Here is an 18044-nt window from a genome sequence, read left to right as displayed (position 1 = left end):
AAAGTAATAGTCTAAAATACACAAATTTCTGAGTTTACCAGTTTTTCCAGAACATTTTTCACCAAAAATAGGATGATGAACCTATTCAATATGAAAGCTAATAATCTTAAAATTAATTCCGTTGTAACTTTTTATAGGTCCATTCATGACAAAGAAGGGCGGAGTTTCCAGAAAATCCGGTGAAAACCGTGAGAAAAGAACTGGTTTTTTTGGTTATATGATGCTAATCCATTCAAAAAGATCCATTTCTTAAAGACAAAAGACTCCCCTTTCCTAAACCATTTGAGGAGGAAAAATGAATGTTTCAGAAAAAAACGTACGCTGTTTTCCTTATTCTTCTGCTGATGATGTTTACAGCTGCTTGTTCAGGAAGCAAAACAAACGCGGAGAAGAAAAATTCAGAAACAGAAAAAAGCTCAGATATAGCTCAAGTCAAAATCAAGGATGTCTCTTATACACTACCGTCCAAATATGATAAGTCCACTTCAGATGACCAGCTTGTGTTAAAAGTCAATGTCGCTGTGAAAAACACAGGAAAAGAACCACTGAATGTAGACAGTATGGATTTCACTTTGTATCAAGAGGATACTAAGATGTCTGACACAGATCCTGAAGACTATAACGAAAAGCTGCGCAGCAGCACGATTAACGCTGACAAATCAGTTGAAGGAAGCCTCTTCTTTGTTGTAGATAAAGGCGAGAAATACGAGCTTAACTATACGCCGGAATCTTACGGTGATAAAAAGCCAAAATCAGTTACTTTCAAAATTGACGGAAAAGACAAAAAAATCCTTGCGACAGCAGATAAGCTCCAAGATTCTGCAAAAGCGTTATCAGCTTATGTTGATGTCCTTCTTTTCGGCAAAGATAACGCCGATTTCGAAAAAATCACCGGTGCTAACAAAAATGAAATTGTAAATGATTTTAATGAATCAGCCAAAGACGGTTATCTCTCAGCTTCCGGCCTTTCCAGCACATATGCGGACAGCAAAGCGCTTGATAATATCGTGAACGGCATTAAAGAGGGATTAAGCAAAAACTCTTCCATTCAGGCAAAAACGACTTCAATCTCTAAAGACGAAGCAATTGTTGAAGCCACAGTTAAACCTGTAGATGCATCTTCTCTTTCAGACCGTATCGAAGACAAAGTGAAAGACTACTACAGTAAAAACTCTAGTGCCAGCTATGAAGAGGCAGTGAAATACGCGCTTCAAGTCTATCCTGAGGAATTCAAAAAGCTTGGACCTGCTTCATCTGAAAAAACAGTTGAAGTGAAAATGAAGAAAAATGACATCGACCAATGGCAGCTTGATATGGCTGATTACAGAGCAGCAGAATTAGTCGAAGCATTCATCAAAGAATAAAACACCAAAAGGAAATAGCCATGACGGCTATTTCCTTTTTATTTAAAAATGTCGCTGATGAAATTCACTTCGTCTTCGGTGAGTTCAATGTTCAAGGTTTTCAGGTTATCCTGTAATTGCTCAGGTCGTTTAGCTCCTGGAATAATGGCATCAATCGCCGGTCTCGTTAACAGCCACGCCAAGGCGACATGTGCCGTCTCCGCTTGTTTTTCCTCCGCTACCGCTTTCAGCTTATCTACTTTTTTGAGATTGTGGATAAACGTTTCACCCTGAAATTGAGGTTTATCCTTTCTGAAATCATCAAAGACTGTTTCTCGCGTGAATTTTCCTGTCAGCAGTCCGGACGCAAGCGGAAAGTAAGGAATAAAGGAGATGCCTTGTTTTTCACAGTATGGAAGAAGCTCCTTCTCGGCATCACGCTGTATGAGAGAATATTCGGCCTGGAAGACCTCCAAATAGCCGTCAGCATTAAAATCCTGCAATTGCTGATAATCGAGGTTCGAAGCGCCGATTGCTTTGATTTTCCCCTCATCCTTCAGCTCTTTCAAAGTGCCCGCCACTTCAGCGAGAGGTGTTTTTCCATCCGGAAAGTGAACATAATACAAATCAATGTAATCTGTTTTCAGCCGCTTCAGGCTCTTCTCGACCTCGCTGCGAAGAAACTCCCGGCTATTGTCTAATTCAATGCTGCCGTCCACTTCTTTATGAGCTCCTTTGGTGGCGATGATGAGCTCATTCCGCACGCTGCGTTCCTGTAAGACTTCGCCGATTAATTCTTCAGATCGCCCCAATCCATATATAAAGGCGGTATCGATAAAATTGACGCCGCCATCCAATGCCGTGCGCACTAAATCCTTCCCTGTTTCATCATTTAGATTTGGAAATAGATTATGCCCGCCGACCGCATTCGCGCCGAATCCGATCCGCTTCACCTTCAGCTTCGTTTTGCCGAGTGTACGTGTTTGATCCATTGTTCCTTCTCCTTTGAAACCAATTTTGATGAAAAATAGTGCAGGGTCACTTTTTGTATTAGATATCCTTTTTCTATTTTCCTTCTTTTTTCAGGATATACAAAAAGGAGAAAGTGTATTTCTCCTTTCGCAAGTTTATTTTGGCAGGCTGGATTTTACCTACCGCCACCCCGTCTCCCGGTTAGAAATCAAAATTCCGTTTCAAAAATAAAAAACCTTGAAAAGCCAGGCTTTTCAAGGTTTTTTTCATTATGAGGATAACGTTTGTGCAAAACGATCCGCTTCGTCTTGCAACGTGCTTTCAATTTCTTTGTAACGGCTGGAAATTGTTGAGGCGCTGACGCCGTATTTTTTCGCCAGTTTGGCTTGAGAAACGGACGCGCCGTTAAGAGAAATCGCATTCACATAATATTCAACTGCCGCAGCAAAAGCTTCCGGTTTTCTGATAACAGGTGATTTTTTCTCACAGAATGTTTTCCAAATGTCAATGACAGCCGGAATCAATTCAGTCGGATACTCATCTCCGCTCATGCCTTCTTCAATAGCCGCAGCTGTTTCTTTCTCCATGTTATTTGCCCACTCAACACTGCTTTCTTCAGCTGCCTCTGCCTGCGGCTCTTCATCTTTCTCCGCTAACAGCGCGAACAGAACGTTGTTGAATTCTTGCTTCATGAAGTCTTCCGGCGTTTTGCCGTTCTTCACAGCGGCATCCGCATATTTCTTCACTTTGCTGATCAGCGCTTCCGTTCTCTTCACCGGGAAGATCGTGAACTGCATGAAGAATTCTGCTTTTTCTGCTTCGTGGATTGGATATCCGAGAATCAGGCTCCCCACTGGCGGGAGGTCTTGATTGTTGGCGTCCATTTCCACTTCGAATTGTTTTGTCGTAATAACATCCTCAAAGTGAATGACACCTTCTTTTATGTCCTGCAGCAGCAATAAAGCAGGCGTCATGCTCTTCCATGATTCAACGATCTCACGCGTTTTCGGACGAGTGATTGAATCGCCTTTTTTCTGAAGGTACTCTTCGAAGATTGTCTTTTCACCAGCAAGCTGATGGAAGAAGATTCCCCAGATTCCTAAGTTAAATACGCTGATGTCTTTCGTCTGTCTGTCCATAGCAGAAAGGAAATCATGCTGGTTGATAAAGCCTGAAATACTTTCTCTATGTACTGTGAAGGCATACTCCACTAAGTCTTCCTGAATTTGTTTTGCTTCTTTTGCCGCTAGTTCTGTCGGGAAGTCGACAACTTTACTTCCGCAGCATTTTTTATATTTCTTGCCGCTGCCACATGGGCAAGGGGCATTTCGTTTCACTTTTCCCACAATAAACCCTCCGAATTCTTTTGTAACTTTTCTATTTTAACAAAAATAACTTCTGAGGGCTTGGTTTCGGGCTAAAAAAGAATTTGGTAATATGATAAGCTGGCTGATTATGCCAATTTACCTATGACATTTACATCAACTTTTGTGATTTAAGACTTATAACCTATTCCCACTTTAGGCCCTTCTTTTTTACAATCATTAGGTATTTATCTAAAATTTTAAGGAGTGTTTATGTTGGAACTAGCTGGTTTTATGTTGCGCGCCTGCGCCCTACTACTTGATGTGGTCATTGCCGCAGCAGTGATTTTGGCAGCCGGATTTACGTTTGGTGACGGGTCCGCCGGCGTCATTGTTGTCGCCATAATAATGCTGCTTGTGTATCCTTTGCTGATGCCGCTGACAAACTGGAAGGGTACACTGGGCAAAAAAATCATTGGGCTGCAAATCGTGAGAGACGAAACATACGAAAGAATATCCCTTCCACAGGCCATTGTCCGTTACATGATAGCGTGGGTGCATGTGTTCTCTCGCCTGATCTATTTGACAGCCGCATTTACGAAGAAAAAACAAACCGTTCATGATATGGCTGCGAAAACAATTGTGCTAAAAGCAGAATAACCTTGAAGAATAGAATTCTTCAAGGTTATGCATCTCGTTAGTTCGTATTTTGGCCTCCGCCGTTCAGTCCTTCTTTAATCAGGCTGTTGACTTGGCTGTTCATCAATAAACCGATGTGGCCAACACCATGAATTTGAACGTTTTTAGCACCGTCTAATTTTGATAAATAATTCATGACAATCATATCGGCACTGCTGTAAACGGATGTGTATAAAATCTTTTGGTTTGGATCTGTTCCTGGAAGCGCCTTGTTTGTCACCAAACGATTCGCGCCGCCAAGCGTTACGACGTTTTCAATTTTATTTCCGCCGTCCAGATTTTTTATGTAGTAAAGTGTGTTCGCGCCACCCATGCTATGAGCAACAATATCCACTTTTTTCGCACCTGTTTCATCTAAAACCTTTTGCACAAATCGTGATAATACCGGGCCATTATTATAATTCGTGCCTGTCTTGTCCCAAAAATCAACTGCATACAGCTTGTCCCGCGACCAGCCCTGAGATACGAGATAGCTCTTAATACCTGCAAAATTGTATGATGCTCCTCCAATACCGTGTACCATAACAACCGGATTGTGTTCAGCAGCTTTTGCTGACGGCTGCATCGCAAACAGCGATGTGACTGACAGCACCAAAATTGTTACAAGTGCAATGAACTTACTTTTTACAAATTTCATAATATCCTCCTTTTTTTGTAACAAATTCTTCAATTATATTACGTTACCAAATTAATTAAGTAAAGGGTAATTTTTACTTATTTTTAAAGAGATTTTAAGGTTCAGAGGGGATTTTTGGTCCTAAAATTGCAAAAAAAGAAGGCTTATTTGCCTTCTTTTCTTTAATACTCATTGAAATAGGCCTGGATTTTTTGAGGATCGTCTGTTTTGGTGAGCACGAGCATCTGTCTACTTACGGCTTTTCTCTCGTTTTTTTTCGTTGTAATATACTTCTTTTTTGTCTTTTCATGCAATGAATTTTTCTTGACAATTGATGAGTGAATCAAGATAATAGACCAGTCACTATATTTTTGATTGCAATTCAGTAAGGTGGGAATGTTATGAGTTATGGAGATTCCCGTGAGAAAATCCTTTCAGCTGCGACCAGGCTGTTTCAGCTGCAAGGGTATTACGGAACGGGGCTGAACCAGATTATTAAGGAAAGCGGCGCTCCTAAAGGCTCTCTTTACTACCACTTTCCCGGCGGCAAAGAACAGCTGGCGATCGAGGCGGTGAATGAGATGAAGGAATATATCCGCCAGAAAATTGCGGACTGCATGAAAGCTTATACCGATCCAGCGGAAGGTATTCAAGCCTTTTTGAAGGAGCTTTCCTGTCAATTTTCATGCACGGAAGACATTGAAGGCTTGCCTGTCGGCTTGCTTGCGGCTGAGACGTCATTGGAAAGCGAACCGTTGCGGGAAGCCTGCCATGAAGCCTACAAAGAGTGGGCCTCTGTGTATGAGGAAAAGCTGCGGCAAGCAGGCTGCAGCGAAAGCCATGCTAAGGAAGTCAGCACTGTGATTAACGCCATAATTGAAGGCGGTATTCTTTTATCTTTGACGGCAAAAAACAGCACACCGCTCCTTCATATCTCCAGCTGCATTCCTGACCTGCTGAAGAGATAAAAATAAGACATACTTATACTACGTTCGAATAGAGAGGGGAAATGTTTTTTGGAAACAGCAGCTAAAGCATCTCAGCAATACAAAGTGATGCCGATTATGATTTCCTTGCTGTTGGCCGGTTTTATCGGCATGTTCAGTGAAACAGCGCTGAATATCGCTTTAACCGATCTTATGAAGGAATTGAACATTACAGCGTCAACCGTTCAATGGTTGACGACGGGCTACCTGCTTGTACTCGGTATCCTCGTTCCTGTATCAGGACTGCTATTGCAATGGTTTACAACAAGGCAGCTTTTTACCGTTTCACTTATCTTTTCAATTATAGGAACCTTGATTGCGGCGCTTGCGCCAAGCTTCCCGTTTTTATTAGCGGCAAGGGTTGTTCAGGCACTCGGAACCGGTCTTTTACTGCCGCTGATGTTTAACACAATCTTGGTAATTTTCCCGCCTCATAAACGGGGCGCGGCGATGGGAACGATCGGGCTTGTTATTATGTTCGCGCCCGCTATCGGCCCGACTTTCTCCGGATTGGTTCTGGAACATCTCAACTGGCACTGGATTTTCTGGATCTCTCTGCCGTTCCTTGTGCTGGCGCTTGTTTTCGGTATCGCATACATGCAAAATGTATCAGACATTACAAAACCGAAAATCGATGTATTGTCTATCATCCTGTCGACGATTGGCTTCGGCGGCATTGTGTTCGGATTCAGCAACGCGGGTGAAGGCTCCGGCGGATGGTCCAGCCCGACTGTGATCGTCTCACTGATTGTCGGGGTTGTCGGTCTTATCCTATTTTCAATCCGCCAGCTGACGATGAAGCAGCCGATGATGAACCTGCGTGCGTTCAAATATCCGATGTTTATTTTGGGTGTTATTATGGTATTCATTTGCATGATGGTCATCCTGTCATCTATGCTGCTTCTGCCGATGTATCTACAAGGCGGCTTAGTCCTGACGGCATTTGCTTCTGGCCTTATTCTCTTGCCGGGCGGCATTTTAAACGGCTTTATGTCCCCTGTTACAGGCCGTCTGTTCGACAAATACGGACCGAAATGGCTTGTCATTCCGGGATTTGTGATTGTTACTGTTGTCCTTTGGCTCTTCTCAAACATCACGACCACTTCAACGGCTGTGCTGATTATCATCCTGCACACCTGCTTAATGATCGGGATATCTATGATTATGATGCCAGCGCAGACAAACGGTTTAAACCAGCTGCCGCGAGAGTTTTATCCTGACGGCACCGCTATTATGAACACGCTGCAACAAATGGCGGGCGCTATCGGAACAGCGGTTGCGGTCAGCATTATGGCTGCAGGCCAGCATGATTATATGAGCACTGTCAAAAACCCTGCCGATCCGGCAGTCATCCCGCAGGCTTTGACTGCGGGCGTGCAGCACGCGTTTGTGTTTGCGATGATTGTTGCTGTTATCGGTTTAATTGGCGCTTTCTTCTTGAAGCGAGTTAAGGTAGATCATTAATATGAAAAGCCCCTGACCTTGTGTTCAGGGGCTTTTGTATGTTTACATTCAGAGCGTTTTCGACGCGATTTCATCAATCGCATGACGCAATTCATCCTTCGTGTTATAAAAGTGAGGAGCGAGACGAATGACAGTGTCCCGCGGCGCGCAAATCACTTTTCTCTTCTTCAGCAGCGCCGCCGTTTCCGATGCCCGCTCATCCCGGATCGCAACCATGCCCGGTTGCTCTCCCACTGATGCCGCCAGCTGCAAGCCTTTTTCAGCAGCATATTGACATGCATCGGCACAGATCGTTTTCACATGATCCCGGATATGAGAAACCCCGATATGATTCAGCAATGATAAGGCCGCTGCCGCTGCGTATACACTGATAAAAGCAGGGGTGCCTGTTTGAAAACGCCGCGTGCCTTTCGCATAAGCTGCATCAAATCCGCTCTCCCGCCCGAACCAAGCTGATGCTTTCGGTTTCAGTGCATCCGCGACCTCCTTTCTCACATAAAGAAATGCCATTCCCGGTATGCCAAGCAAATACTTCCGGGTGCCAGCCGCCAGCATATCTACACCCCACGCCTTCACATCAATGGGAATGTGCCCCGCTGATTGATAGGCATCCACAAATAAAAAAGAACCCTTTCTCTTAGCAATTTCAGCGATTGCTTTTACATCCTGAACAAAGCCGTCACGATAATGAACGTGCGGAACACACGTCAGCACTGTTTCATCTGTAATATGCGTTTCATACTGTTCGAGCGGCAGCCCGCCGTCTATCGATGGAATGACGGATACGGTATAATCCGATTGTGCCTGCCAAACATGAGACACCGCCGGAAAATCCATCTCTGTATACACAATATGCTTCTTTCCAAAAACAGATAAAGATGATGCTACGGAAATGAGCGCATCAGAAACTGACGGCACAATTGCAATTTCATCCGGTTCAGCCCCTATCATCTTTGCAAACTCGTTTCTCGCACTTTCTGTTTTTTCGATCGCTTCATTCCAGTTCGTCCCCATATGCAGCAGGCTGTCATGATAGTCTTTAATCGCCTTTGATACAGGCTCTGCCAACGCGCTCTGAGAACAGCTGGCAAGCATCGTATGTGTCTGCACGGTTGGGAACAGCTGGCGATACTGCTGCGGCAAATGCTGCATTGTGATTCACTCCTTTTTATTATTTTGATGAAAAACCCAAAAATAAACAATAGAATATAAGTAAAAAGGAGATGGGAAGATGAGAAAAAAAGTGCTGATCACAGGCTTTGACCCTTTTGACAAAGAAACCGTTAATCCATCATGGGAAGCGGCGAAACAATTGAATGGCTTAGAGACGGATGAAGCAATCATTAAAGCAGAACAAATTCCGACTGTCTTTAGAACCGCTCTGGACACTCTGCGGCAAGCCATTCAGAAGCATCAGCCCGATATCGTGATTTGTGTCGGCCAAGCCGGAGGGCGGATGCAGATCACGCCAGAACGGGTAGCAATCAATCTTGCAGACGCGCGCATCCCCGATAATGAAGGACATCAGCCGATTGATGAAGAGATTTCTCCAAGAGGGCCCGCTGCTTACTGGACGGGACTTCCCGTGAAACGAATGACTGCGAAAATGAAGGAAAATGGCATTCCAGCCGCAGTTTCTTATACAGCGGGCACATTTGTATGCAACTACTTGTTCTACGGGTTAATGGATCACATAAGCCGGACATCCCCCCACGTTCGCGGCGGGTTTATTCATATCCCTTTCATTCCAGAGCAAACAATCGACAAAACAGCGCCGAGCCTCAGCTTAGACACGATTGTCCGAGCATTGAGAATCGCCGCTGTTACGGCCGCACAATACGATGAGGATTTGAAGACACCGGGCGGTACGCTGCACTAAGCGGCCGCCGTTTCGCTTGTCAGTCTCTTTTTGTATACAAACGCCGATAGGGTGACACTTACTTCAAACAGGACAAGCAGCGGGATCATGACGAGAAAATCAGAAATGAAATCAGGCGGTGTAATCAATACAGACACGACGATCAGCAAAAAATAGGACAGCTTTCTCGCTTTGGCCAGCCGGTAGGGATTTAGGACGCCCAGCCTTGTTAAAAACATGACCACTAAAGGCATTTCAAACAGAAAGCCAAACGGCAGGCTCAAATTCACCATAAACCTGAAATAGCGGTCAGCCGTAAACATTGTTTCAAAATGGCCGGAAGACAAATGAGTCAAAAAGCTGAGCACGATTGGAAACAAGACAAAGTATCCAAAGGAGATGCCCGCCAAAAACAACACAAATAACCCGGGTATGTACATGAGCGTCACCTTCCGCTCCGTTTTCGTGAGCGCCGGGGCAACGAAACGCCACAGCTGGTACGCGGCAACAGGGATGGAAGCCGCAATAGCACAAATGCCGGCAAGCATCATATACACCCAGAGGATTTCACTCGGGCCAAGCACAGCCAGCTTTCCGTCTAAATCCCTGATCAGCCAGTCATAAATATCCTGCACAAACAAAAAAGCCGTGATGAGAAATAGAAGAAATGCCGCGAGAGTCACGATAATCCGGCGGCGAAGCTCTTCTAAATGCCCGATCAGATGGGTTTCTTTTTTATCCATTCAAAAAAGCCCTCCCTTTCATAAAAAAGAGGCAGACCCGGTGTCTGCCTCATCAGCACTCAGCCCGCGTTTTTGTCCTGCTTTACCGCTGTCAGCTCAGCTGATTTTTCGTCTTTTTCATCACCAGACACAAGTGATTTTGTGGCGCTTTTAAATTCCAGCAGTGTCCGTCCGGCAGCACGCCCGATTTCCGGAAGCTTTGAAGGGCCAAAAATAATGAGGGCAATGACAAAGATTAGAATCAAACCCGGTATACCAATGTTTGAAAACATTTTTTTCACTCCTTAATTCGTGATTTTTGCCCGTTTCTTAATCATTTGTTTTTCGTGGGCTTTGTTGTGTGCAAAGAAACGATCCTCTTCGACTTCATCGGATTGCTTCACCCCGCCTTGGATCGTTGTGGATGATACCTTTCTCAATCCAGTTTGATCCTTTTGGTAAACGAATGAAGCCCGTGTTGAAATGGCTGCGCCCGGCTCTGTCACAAACGGCATCACCCGATAATCAGCTTTCCACTGATGAGGCGTCACTGTACAGCGGACATATCCGCGATAATCGTTAAAGAACTTGATATGCGGATTTTCCTTTAAAATTTGATCTGTATCCGCTCGCTTATCCGCTCCGTTTCCTCCGGAGGTGATTGAGGTGCCGACAAATTCAGCCCCGAAAATTTTTGAGCTTGTTTTATTAAAATCAACGTGGAGGTTTGATGCCCAGCTTGCGTGTACATCTCCTGTCAGCACGACAACGTTATTTAGATTTTTACTTTTAATGAAATTGACAACCCGTTCGCGCTGAGCCGGGTAGCCGTCCCACGAATCCATGCTGTAGATCGGGCTTGCGCTTGTCCCAAAATTCCACTTCGCAAAGAAAATCTGCTGCGCCAGCACATTCCAGTGGGCGGTCGAGCTGCTCAAATTGTTGAAAAGCCACTGCTCCTGTTCTTTTCCTAACAGGGTCCGATTCGGATTGAGCGATTCATCAGAAGGCGGCTTATTGCCGTCGTTATTGGCTTGGTCATCCCTGTACTGGCGGGTATCAAGGACATTGAAGGAAGCCAGGTTTCCGTACGTAAAGTGCCGGTACAGCTGCATATCCGGACCATTCGGCAGAGAGGAGATGCGGAGCGGCATATGTTCATAGTACGCCTGGTACGCAGCCGCGCGGCGGAGCACAAATGCTTCAACCGACTGTCCTTTTTCCGGTATTTTATTGGCATAGTTGTTTTCGACTTCATGGTCATCCCACGTCACAACCCAAGGGAACGCCGCATGTGCAGCTTTTAAATTGGCGTCAGATCGGTATTGGGCATGGCGGTTCCGATAGTCTTGAAGCGTAATGATTTCCGCGCTGTTGTGCGTGCGGACATTGCCTGTTTTTGAGACATATTCATTGGGACCGTATTCGTATATGTAATCACCGAGATGGAAGACAAGATCAAGCTTTTCCTTCGCCATATGCTTGTAGGCCGTATAATATCCATGCTCATATTGCTGGCAGGAAGCAAACGCAAAGGTCATTTGCGGCACATTGGCGCCAGGGGCAGGCAGCGTTTTTGTTTTTCCGACAGGGCTTAGTTCATGTCCGGTTTTGAAACGATAATAGTACACTTTGTTCGGCTCAAGCCCGTCCGCTTCCACGTGAATGGAGTGAGCGAGATTCGGCTTGGCCATTTCAGTGCCCTTTCTCACAATCTTGCGGAAATGCTCATCCTTTGCGACTTCCCATTTGACAGGCACCGCCTGATTTGGCATTCCCCCGCCGTTCAGCGGATCTGGTGCCAAGCGCGTCCACAGCACGACACTGTCAGAAAGCGGATCTCCAGACGCAACCCCTAACGTAAACGGATAGCTCGTGAACTTAGGCGCGGCATTTACTTCAAATGCACCAACTGACTGAGCAATAGTCAGTCCAAGAGAAAGTCCTGCAATCTTCCCCGCTCCTTGAATAAATTTGCGGCGGTCAAACGTATTGTTTTGAAAGCTTTCCTCTTTCAGTTTCTGTACCCATTCATCAAAACGATTGTCGTATGCCATTCAAGATCCCCTCTCTTCTCATTGATCGCCTCCATTATAGAAAATCATTGTTAAATGGCTGTGAAGAAGTGTGAACCGATTGTAAGCACTGAACATCAGAAACAGGTCTTCACTCACAAGCCTGCCGCTGAAACGTGCCGAAAGATGGCTAATTGGCGCGTTCTCTGCATATCTTGTCGTTTGCAAGCCGCCCATTCGGACTATTTTTCTTCACATGATCTTAAAAAAACAAAAACACCGAGCCATTTCGCAGAATGACTCAGTGCCTTATCAGTTATTTCGAAAATAATCTGCTGAAAAAACCCTTCTTTCTCGGATTTTCAGCAGGAGGCTCTTGTTCTCTTACAATTCCTTTTTTCTTCGCTTCTTTCAGCCAAAATGGAAATTCAGTAAGCAGAGCGTCATAAAGCTTATCATCGGAAATACTGTCAATCTCTTCGATTTGAAGGAAGTTCGTGTTATCAACAGCACGTCCTTCTAACGTATCCAACTTATTGAGAAAATCGATGCTTCCGTTTCCAACGCCGACAAACTGCCAAAACACCGGCTTATCAGAAGAGGCTTCAATAATCGATTTAATCGGCTTTTTACAGCCTCCGTCATTGATAAAAACGACGAAAGCGGGATATGAACTAGGTTCCTCCGCAATATATTTACGCAGCACATCTTTCAAGACCGGCGGCTCATCATTTCTGTCGAATTTATGCAAGCGGTCATTATTTAAAATTTCACGATCGACATAGCCCGAAAAATCTTTTTCAGAAACTGGCTTTAATCAGGAGAATCCGTTATCATACACCCATACATCCAGCAACCCGTTATCATCAAATTGATCAGCCACTGCCAAAATCCGCTCCACACCGTCCCGTTTTTGGTTCTCATTGAACCCGTGATATCAAGAACCAGTCCGACACGAGCCGTCACCTTTGTTAATTGCTTTTTTTTCCAGTACGACCTTTATCTTTTGCAAATCAATTGTTGCCATTCTGTCATCTCCGTCAGCTCTTTTTTCTCTATATCTCTTCAAAGAAAAACACCGTTCAATTTGAACGGCGTCCTGTCTCTAAAATGTGTTATATACATTTTCACACGTTTCCGCTGTCGGCTGATAAAAGCAGTGTGACTTAAATCTGGCCACAAACGGCTGGTTATACCACTGGGAGGGACAGTCTCCCTCCGGCCTGAAGTACCACAAACTAAATTTTGCAGGCCAGCGTCTTTCACCGTTTATTGACCGGCGTGCCAGGCTCCGCTCGCTATCCCGCGCCCTTTGATAAAAATATCCATGAGTTACAGCCTCAAACGCGTGCGGCTGAAAAATCATCTGTCTGATGGTGCGGAGGCCTTTAAAATCTGAGCAATTTGCCCGCAGCCGATTGATTCCCACGTTGCCGACAAGCAGCATCCCCTGCTTGCCTTCGCCTTCCGCTTCCGCTCTGAGCAGCCTTGCCAGTAAATCGACATCCGCACTCGTTGCTCTCACGACCGCCATCACGTCACCTCCCCTTGATCTCCTTTCATCATATTTCAGTACTTCAGAAGTGATGACGGAGGGACAGGTGAGTTTTTAAATTTATTCAATTGGATGTGCGACAAAGCCTAAAAACAAAAGGCTTGATGTTTGTTCATCTGTGATGACAAAGAAAAATGGGCGGTTGGCCATCAAGGTAACATCTGGCGTGAGTGCGGACTCAACAGTTTCCACTGACGAGGCAGCCGCAGCCTCGGTTCCTGCTTCATCCACCTTGATAAATGTGTGGTGATTCACATCATCGATTGAAACACCGTGGCCTTCAGTAAACATGCTGGAAAAGTCAGCAGCGGAAAAGACCGATTTCATCCCCATATCGTGAAGAGCGCGTTTTACGTTATACTGCCCTTTCAGTGTAAAGCGTGGCATGCTCAGCTTCACTGTTTTTGGCTGAAATGCGCTGTCCCATGCTTTTATGTTTTGACTTGTGAAAAGAGACATGAAAGAAGCCGGCTTTTTCTTCGGCAGAAATAAAGTGAAAGTAAGTTGTTGATCTTCATATGGAAGCTTGACTGCTTGGAACAGTTCATTTTCTAAGTAAGCAAGTCGTGCAGTCTGCTTCATCAGCAGCAGTTTTTTGGCCGAGCCGTCAGGCAGAAAAAAATGCTCTTCAGCGGTCACATACTGGTCAAACGGCAGCGCCCACTTTTCTTGAAAATAGACGGCGTTTACCAAAAGAGAAACAGCTTCCGGCGAAAGATGATCCGCGATGTCATCAATATGCCCTTTCGTTTGGTGAGCTGTCCATTGATTGATCAAGTTCTTTGCGGTCTGAATATTGTCATCCATTTTAAAGACTCTGCCCGAGAAGAATTGTTTAATCGTTTGTTTAAAGTCTGGCTTGGTCTCAATCCTTGTCCATACGGCATTGGCCGTCAGCAGTTCACCTTCAGGCAAGGATTCAAATCTTTTCATGAGCGCGAACGATGACTCATTTATGGCGCTGTCATGAAGGCCCGATAAATATAAAGCAGCTTTGATTTCTTTTAATGTATCTCCCTCCGTTCCATTTGCAGTCATCATCAGCACCTGCTGCAAGCTGTATGGGGAGATCAGCAGGTTGTCCGTTAACCCGTCTTGTTCTGACATATTTTGAAACAACTCGGTTCCGAATCTACGCTCCGCTTCAATAAAACCCTTATGAATATTGTAAGCTTTGTTTTTTGCAGAGTCAGATGGAGAAGGTGATTGAGCAGATGATGCCGGTTCTTCAGCGGGTTTGCAGCCTCCTCCAAAAAGCATACACATCAGCACAACTGTGAACATCTTTCCTTTCATAAAAACCCATTCACCCCCTTTACATGGACTGTAAAAAACACAATATAAGGTTTAACTTTTTGCATTTGAGGAATCATACATAACAAATCAAAATACAGAAGGAGGAACTTTGGAATGACACATGTGAAAGCGCTCGCGATTAAAGGTATTATGACAATTATTGTGTTGTATCTAGTGCTTGGTCTGGGCTTTGGTTTCACGTTCGGTGATACGCTCTTAATGACGCTTGTGTTAGGGATTATTTCTTATTTGCTTGGCGATCTTTATGTATTGCCGAGATGGAACAATATGATTGCGACCTTAGCTGATTTCGGTCTGGCCTTTCTTGTCATTTGGCTGATGGGCATGCCGCTTTCTATGGGGATGACTGGCGGTGAGGTTGCATTGGCGGCTTTATTCGGCGCGATCGCCATGGCAATCGGTGAATATTGCTTCCATTTCTATATGATGAGCAAAGAAATTGGCAAGAAGCATTATCTTGAAACAAGAACAGATTCATAATAGATAGGCCGGTGCTGTCAGCATCGGCCTTTTATGAATATTGGGCGCCTTTGTTTACGCATCTTGCTTGTCTGCGTTCCTGATCGCCATGTAGGAAAAAACCAAACCGAAAGCCGCTAAAGATAATGGGATATAAACAACAGACGAAATGGAGAAACCAGGGTTTGTTGAACTGATGAGCATAACAATCACTACAGATGATATGATGGTAGCCGGAACCGAGTGTTTACGCATCCCAAAAAAGATGGGAACTAAACTGGTTCCAGCGGCGCCAAAAGCGAAAACCGCCATTTTTACCGCCTGCTGAGACATGATTTCGGAAGTAAGCTCTCCCGGTATGAAATGGTAGATCGAGTTGAGCCAAAAGAAATTGGCGGCTATGAGTATATTTGATAGTAAGATTGTGATAAACGTCAGTCCGCCCGCGATCATGAGCTTAGCAGTGAGCAGCTTTTTCCGGCTGATCGGGTACGTGAACATCACAAGAATGGTTTTGTTTTTGTATTCCGAAATCACCAATTTTGCGATCAGTACTGCGCCAAAAACGATAAATACTGCTCTGACGAAAGTGCCGATGATGAGAAACGCTTCCTCCGTGCTTTGAAACGAAACCCCACTTTCAGCTTTTTCTGAATAACAGATCAGCCACAAAAAGCCCATGATGATCAAGTTGGCAATGAGGGCACCTCTGACATACCAGCCCATCTTCATTTTTCTCAATTCGATTCTGATCAAATTCATCAACGTGTCTCTCCTCCTTTACGCACTGATGCTATTGCCGTTGATCAAGTTGATAAAATAATCCTCCAGCGACGTATACTTTTTGGTCATTGATTCAATGTCTACATCATGTAAAACCAGCGCTTTAGATATGGCAGCCTGAGAGGCTTCAGCCTCGTAAATTCGAATCGTTTTCTCGTTTAAAATCTTAAAGTTGGTTAATCGCAGCTCTTTCTCCAGCACAAAGCAGGCCCTTGTCTGATTCGGTGTGACAAACTCGATGTATTCAGTATTCTGTCCTCTTACATCCTCCATTGACACTTCTTCAAGCAGCCTGCCGTCCCGAATGACGCCGATCGTGTCTGCAATTTGTTCGATTTCACTCAGCAAGTGGCTTGAGATCAGCAGCGTCATACCGTACTCTTTGCTCAGCACTTGAAACAGCTGCCTGATCTTTTTGATGCCGAGTGGATCAAGACCATTAACCGGCTCATCCAAAATAAGCAGATCCGGCTTCGTGAGGATGGCACGCGCAATCCCAAGGCGCTGCTTCATACCGAGCGAAAATGTTTTGACGGGCTGCTTGTCGATTTGTTTTAAATTGACCATATCCAGCACTTCTTGAATGGCTTTTTTATTGTGGTACCCCATGTATTCACAATGCAGATCTAAATTTTCTACTGCTGTCAGATTTTCATAAAAAATCGGATATTCAATCATGCTGCCGATGCTCCCCAGCACCTCGTATGACGTGTGGGTAAGCTTGTTCCCTAGGATACTGATTTCACCGCTTGTCGGTTTGACAAGGCTCGTCAGCATTTTCATAATGGTTGTTTTACCCGCGCCGTTCGGGCCGAGAAAGCCATAAATTTCACCTTTTTTAATATGCATGCTGACATTGGATACGACTTCTTTGCCCTGATACGTTTTGGTCAGCCCGTTTGTTTGTACGATATAAGTCAAGTTCGTTTCTCCCTCCCTCTCTTTTCCTGTTTTCTATTGTAGCGGCGAGCCCTGTCATTTTTATTTCTCAAATCTTAAGAAATTCTTACGTTTGTTAATATGTCATTCGTTTCAATGTGATCGTAAACGCAGTCCGTTCGTACGGCTTGCTTTGAACCGATATGGCGCCTCCCATTTTCTCTGTAAGCCGTTTCGTGATGGTTAAGCCGAGACCGCTTCCTTGAAATGCTTTATTTCTGGATTCTTCAAGCGTGTACAGCCTCTCAAACACACGCTGCTGATCGGTTTCACTGATCCCTTTTCCCCGATCCCATACGGTGATGGCAACGCTCGTCTCATCATACGACAGCGTCATGCCGATAAACTTGCCGGCCGCGCCATATTGAATCGCATTGGACAATAGGTTTTGCAGGATTCTGTCCAGTGCCTCTTCATTCGCGCGGGCATACACTGGCGTATCCGGGATATTGATGGCAGCTTCAAAACCTTTTGACTGAACAGCGTCATAATAGTGCAGAATATTTCGTTTGCATATTTCGTTTATATGTACTTTGGTTATCGGGATGTCTTTATCTTCTGATTCTAATTTGGCTAAATCAAAAAAGGAGTTGATCATCTGAATCAGTTCATTTGTTTTCTGGCGGAGCTTCCCCAGCAATCTTTCCCGCTCTTCATCCGGCATGTCTGGGTCACTTTGAATGGCTTCGAAATAACCGAGAATGACCGTTAACGGCGTTTTCAGGTCGTGCGACATGTTGGTCAGCATCCGCTTCATGGATTGCTCTGTTTTGGCAAACTGAGCGCTGAGCTGCTGACGATTCTCAACGAATAGGTTGATGTTAACAAGCAGGTCTTTGAGCGACTGATCATCTGTATGAAGCAAAATTTGTCCCGCCGAATCCCGGCTGAGCATGGAGCCAAGCTGTTCTGCCGTGTAAGCCAGATTCCCGTCCCGCTTCTTTTTCATCATGAATTGAATGACATTCAGACATACCAGAACGATGACAACGGCCATCCATAACACTGTCAT

At 44.8% G+C, this 18044-nt stretch carries 20 protein-coding genes and 3 pseudogenes; 9 read left to right on the top strand and 14 right to left on the bottom strand.

From position 1 onward, the window contains the following. Nucleotides 1-145 precede the first annotated feature (145 nt). Nucleotides 146-253, top strand: coding sequence for a hypothetical protein (locus M0696_RS01610; RefSeq protein WP_222143482.1), 108 nt, complete (start codon nucleotides 146-148; stop codon nucleotides 251-253). Between the two features lie 46 nt (nucleotides 254-299). Continuing rightward, entirely contained in the window at nucleotides 300-1364 is a 1065-nt protein-coding gene (locus tag M0696_RS01605; protein ID WP_166854384.1) for a DUF4352 domain-containing protein, read from the top strand. A 38-nt stretch (nucleotides 1365-1402) separates the two neighbouring features. On the opposite strand, the gene M0696_RS01600 is transcribed toward M0696_RS01605, so the two are convergent. Then, on the bottom strand, nucleotides 1403-2335 hold the full coding sequence (locus M0696_RS01600) for an aldo/keto reductase (protein ID WP_166854385.1): 933 nt from the start codon (nucleotides 2333-2335) through the stop codon (nucleotides 1403-1405). Nucleotides 2336-2474: 139 nt separating this feature from the next. Between M0696_RS01600 and M0696_RS21045 the strand changes: the two are divergent. Then, nucleotides 2475-2546: pseudogene (locus M0696_RS21045) on the top strand (hypothetical protein); the annotation flags it as partial. Between the two features lie 38 nt (nucleotides 2547-2584). On the opposite strand, the gene M0696_RS01590 reads toward M0696_RS21045, so the two are convergent. Then, nucleotides 2585-3661, bottom strand: coding sequence for a helix-turn-helix domain-containing protein (locus tag M0696_RS01590; protein WP_222143481.1), 1077 nt, complete (start codon nucleotides 3659-3661; stop codon nucleotides 2585-2587). A gap of 234 nt (nucleotides 3662-3895) precedes the next feature. On the opposite strand from M0696_RS01590, the gene M0696_RS01585 reads away from it, so the two are divergent. Then, nucleotides 3896-4279, top strand: a complete 384-nt coding sequence (locus tag M0696_RS01585; protein ID WP_166854743.1) for an RDD family protein — start codon at nucleotides 3896-3898, stop codon at nucleotides 4277-4279. 37 nt (nucleotides 4280-4316) lie between these two features. On the opposite strand, the gene estA is transcribed toward M0696_RS01585, so the two are convergent. Then, nucleotides 4317-4955 carry a lipase EstA gene (estA, locus tag M0696_RS01580; RefSeq protein ID WP_166854387.1) on the bottom strand — a complete coding sequence of 213 codons (639 nt, stop codon included), beginning with the start codon at nucleotides 4953-4955 and terminating at the stop codon, nucleotides 4317-4319. 380 nt (nucleotides 4956-5335) lie between these two features. Here estA and lmrA point away from each other — a divergent pair, with 380 nt between their 5' ends. Both lmrA and lmr(B) read left to right on the top strand, forming a co-directional pair. Continuing rightward, nucleotides 5336-5902, top strand: a complete 567-nt coding sequence (lmrA, locus tag M0696_RS01575) for a transcriptional regulator LmrA (protein ID WP_248602405.1) — start codon at nucleotides 5336-5338, stop codon at nucleotides 5900-5902. A 48-nt stretch (nucleotides 5903-5950) separates the two neighbouring features. Continuing rightward, on the top strand, nucleotides 5951-7384 hold the full coding sequence (gene lmr(B), locus M0696_RS01570; protein ID WP_282707823.1) for a lincomycin efflux MFS transporter Lmr(B): 1434 nt from the start codon (nucleotides 5951-5953) through the stop codon (nucleotides 7382-7384). A 48-nt stretch (nucleotides 7385-7432) separates the two neighbouring features. Here lmr(B) and M0696_RS01565 read toward each other — a convergent pair whose 3' ends face one another. Next, nucleotides 7433-8536 (bottom strand): aminotransferase class V-fold PLP-dependent enzyme, encoded by a 1104-nt coding sequence (locus M0696_RS01565; RefSeq protein WP_248602404.1) that lies wholly within the window; start codon nucleotides 8534-8536, stop codon nucleotides 7433-7435. Nucleotides 8537-8615: 79 nt separating this feature from the next. Here M0696_RS01565 and pcp point away from each other — a divergent pair, with 79 nt between their 5' ends. Continuing rightward, entirely contained in the window at nucleotides 8616-9263 is a 648-nt protein-coding gene (gene pcp / locus M0696_RS01560) for a pyroglutamyl-peptidase I (RefSeq protein ID WP_166854391.1), read from the top strand. On the opposite strand, the gene tatC is transcribed toward pcp, so the two are convergent. From tatC to M0696_RS01525, 7 genes and pseudogenes are all read right to left on the bottom strand, one after another. After that, entirely contained in the window at nucleotides 9260-9985 is a 726-nt protein-coding gene (gene tatC, locus M0696_RS01555) for a twin-arginine translocase subunit TatC (RefSeq protein ID WP_166854392.1), read from the bottom strand. The genes pcp and tatC overlap by 4 nt on opposite strands. A gap of 59 nt (nucleotides 9986-10044) precedes the next feature. After that, on the bottom strand, nucleotides 10045-10257 hold the full coding sequence (gene tatAD, locus M0696_RS01550; protein WP_166854393.1) for a sec-independent protein translocase protein TatAD: 213 nt from the start codon (nucleotides 10255-10257) through the stop codon (nucleotides 10045-10047). A gap of 12 nt (nucleotides 10258-10269) precedes the next feature. Next, nucleotides 10270-12021 carry an alkaline phosphatase PhoD gene (gene phoD / locus M0696_RS01545; protein ID WP_248602403.1) on the bottom strand — a complete coding sequence of 584 codons (1752 nt, stop codon included), beginning with the start codon at nucleotides 12019-12021 and terminating at the stop codon, nucleotides 10270-10272. An 18-nt stretch (nucleotides 12022-12039) separates the two neighbouring features. Beyond that, entirely contained in the window at nucleotides 12040-12216 is a 177-nt protein-coding gene (locus tag M0696_RS01540; protein WP_166854395.1) for a hypothetical protein, read from the bottom strand. Nucleotides 12217-12295: 79 nt separating this feature from the next. Beyond that, nucleotides 12296-13006: pseudogene (locus tag M0696_RS01535) on the bottom strand (vWA domain-containing protein). Nucleotides 13007-13084: 78 nt separating this feature from the next. Next, entirely contained in the window at nucleotides 13085-13513 is a 429-nt protein-coding gene (gene cwlJ / locus M0696_RS01530) for a cell wall hydrolase CwlJ (RefSeq protein ID WP_166854396.1), read from the bottom strand. An 81-nt stretch (nucleotides 13514-13594) separates the two neighbouring features. Continuing rightward, on the bottom strand, nucleotides 13595-14830 hold the full coding sequence (locus M0696_RS01525; RefSeq protein WP_166854397.1) for a serpin family protein: 1236 nt from the start codon (nucleotides 14828-14830) through the stop codon (nucleotides 13595-13597). Nucleotides 14831-14944: 114 nt separating this feature from the next. Here M0696_RS01525 and M0696_RS01520 point away from each other — a divergent pair, with 114 nt between their 5' ends. Both M0696_RS01520 and M0696_RS01515 read left to right on the top strand, forming a co-directional pair. Further along, nucleotides 14945-15331 carry a YndM family protein gene (locus tag M0696_RS01520; protein ID WP_166854398.1) on the top strand — a complete coding sequence of 129 codons (387 nt, stop codon included), beginning with the start codon at nucleotides 14945-14947 and terminating at the stop codon, nucleotides 15329-15331. Then, nucleotides 15303-15365: pseudogene (locus tag M0696_RS01515) on the top strand (hypothetical protein); the annotation flags it as partial. The gene M0696_RS01520 and the pseudogene M0696_RS01515, both read left to right, overlap by 29 nt. 20 nt (nucleotides 15366-15385) lie before the next feature. On the opposite strand, the gene M0696_RS01510 reads toward M0696_RS01515, so the two are convergent. The 3 genes from M0696_RS01510 to M0696_RS01500 form a co-directional block, all read right to left on the bottom strand. Then, on the bottom strand, nucleotides 15386-16072 hold the full coding sequence (locus tag M0696_RS01510) for an ABC transporter permease (RefSeq protein WP_166854399.1): 687 nt from the start codon (nucleotides 16070-16072) through the stop codon (nucleotides 15386-15388). Nucleotides 16073-16090: 18 nt separating this feature from the next. Further along, a complete protein-coding gene (locus M0696_RS01505) occupies nucleotides 16091-17014 on the bottom strand; it encodes an ABC transporter ATP-binding protein (protein WP_166854400.1) in 924 nt (307 codons plus the stop codon). Nucleotides 17015-17108: 94 nt separating this feature from the next. After that, the gene (locus M0696_RS01500; RefSeq protein ID WP_248602402.1) at nucleotides 17109-18044 is read right to left on the bottom strand and encodes a HAMP domain-containing histidine kinase; all 936 of its coding nucleotides are present in this window, start codon (nucleotides 18042-18044) and stop codon (nucleotides 17109-17111) included.

This window comes from Bacillus rugosus, from assembly GCF_023238245.1.
Taxonomy (GTDB): Bacteria; Bacillota; Bacilli; order Bacillales; family Bacillaceae; genus Bacillus; species Bacillus rugosus.
Note: the sequence above shows the minus strand (reverse complement) of the source record. Positions and strands in the feature narration are given on the sequence as shown.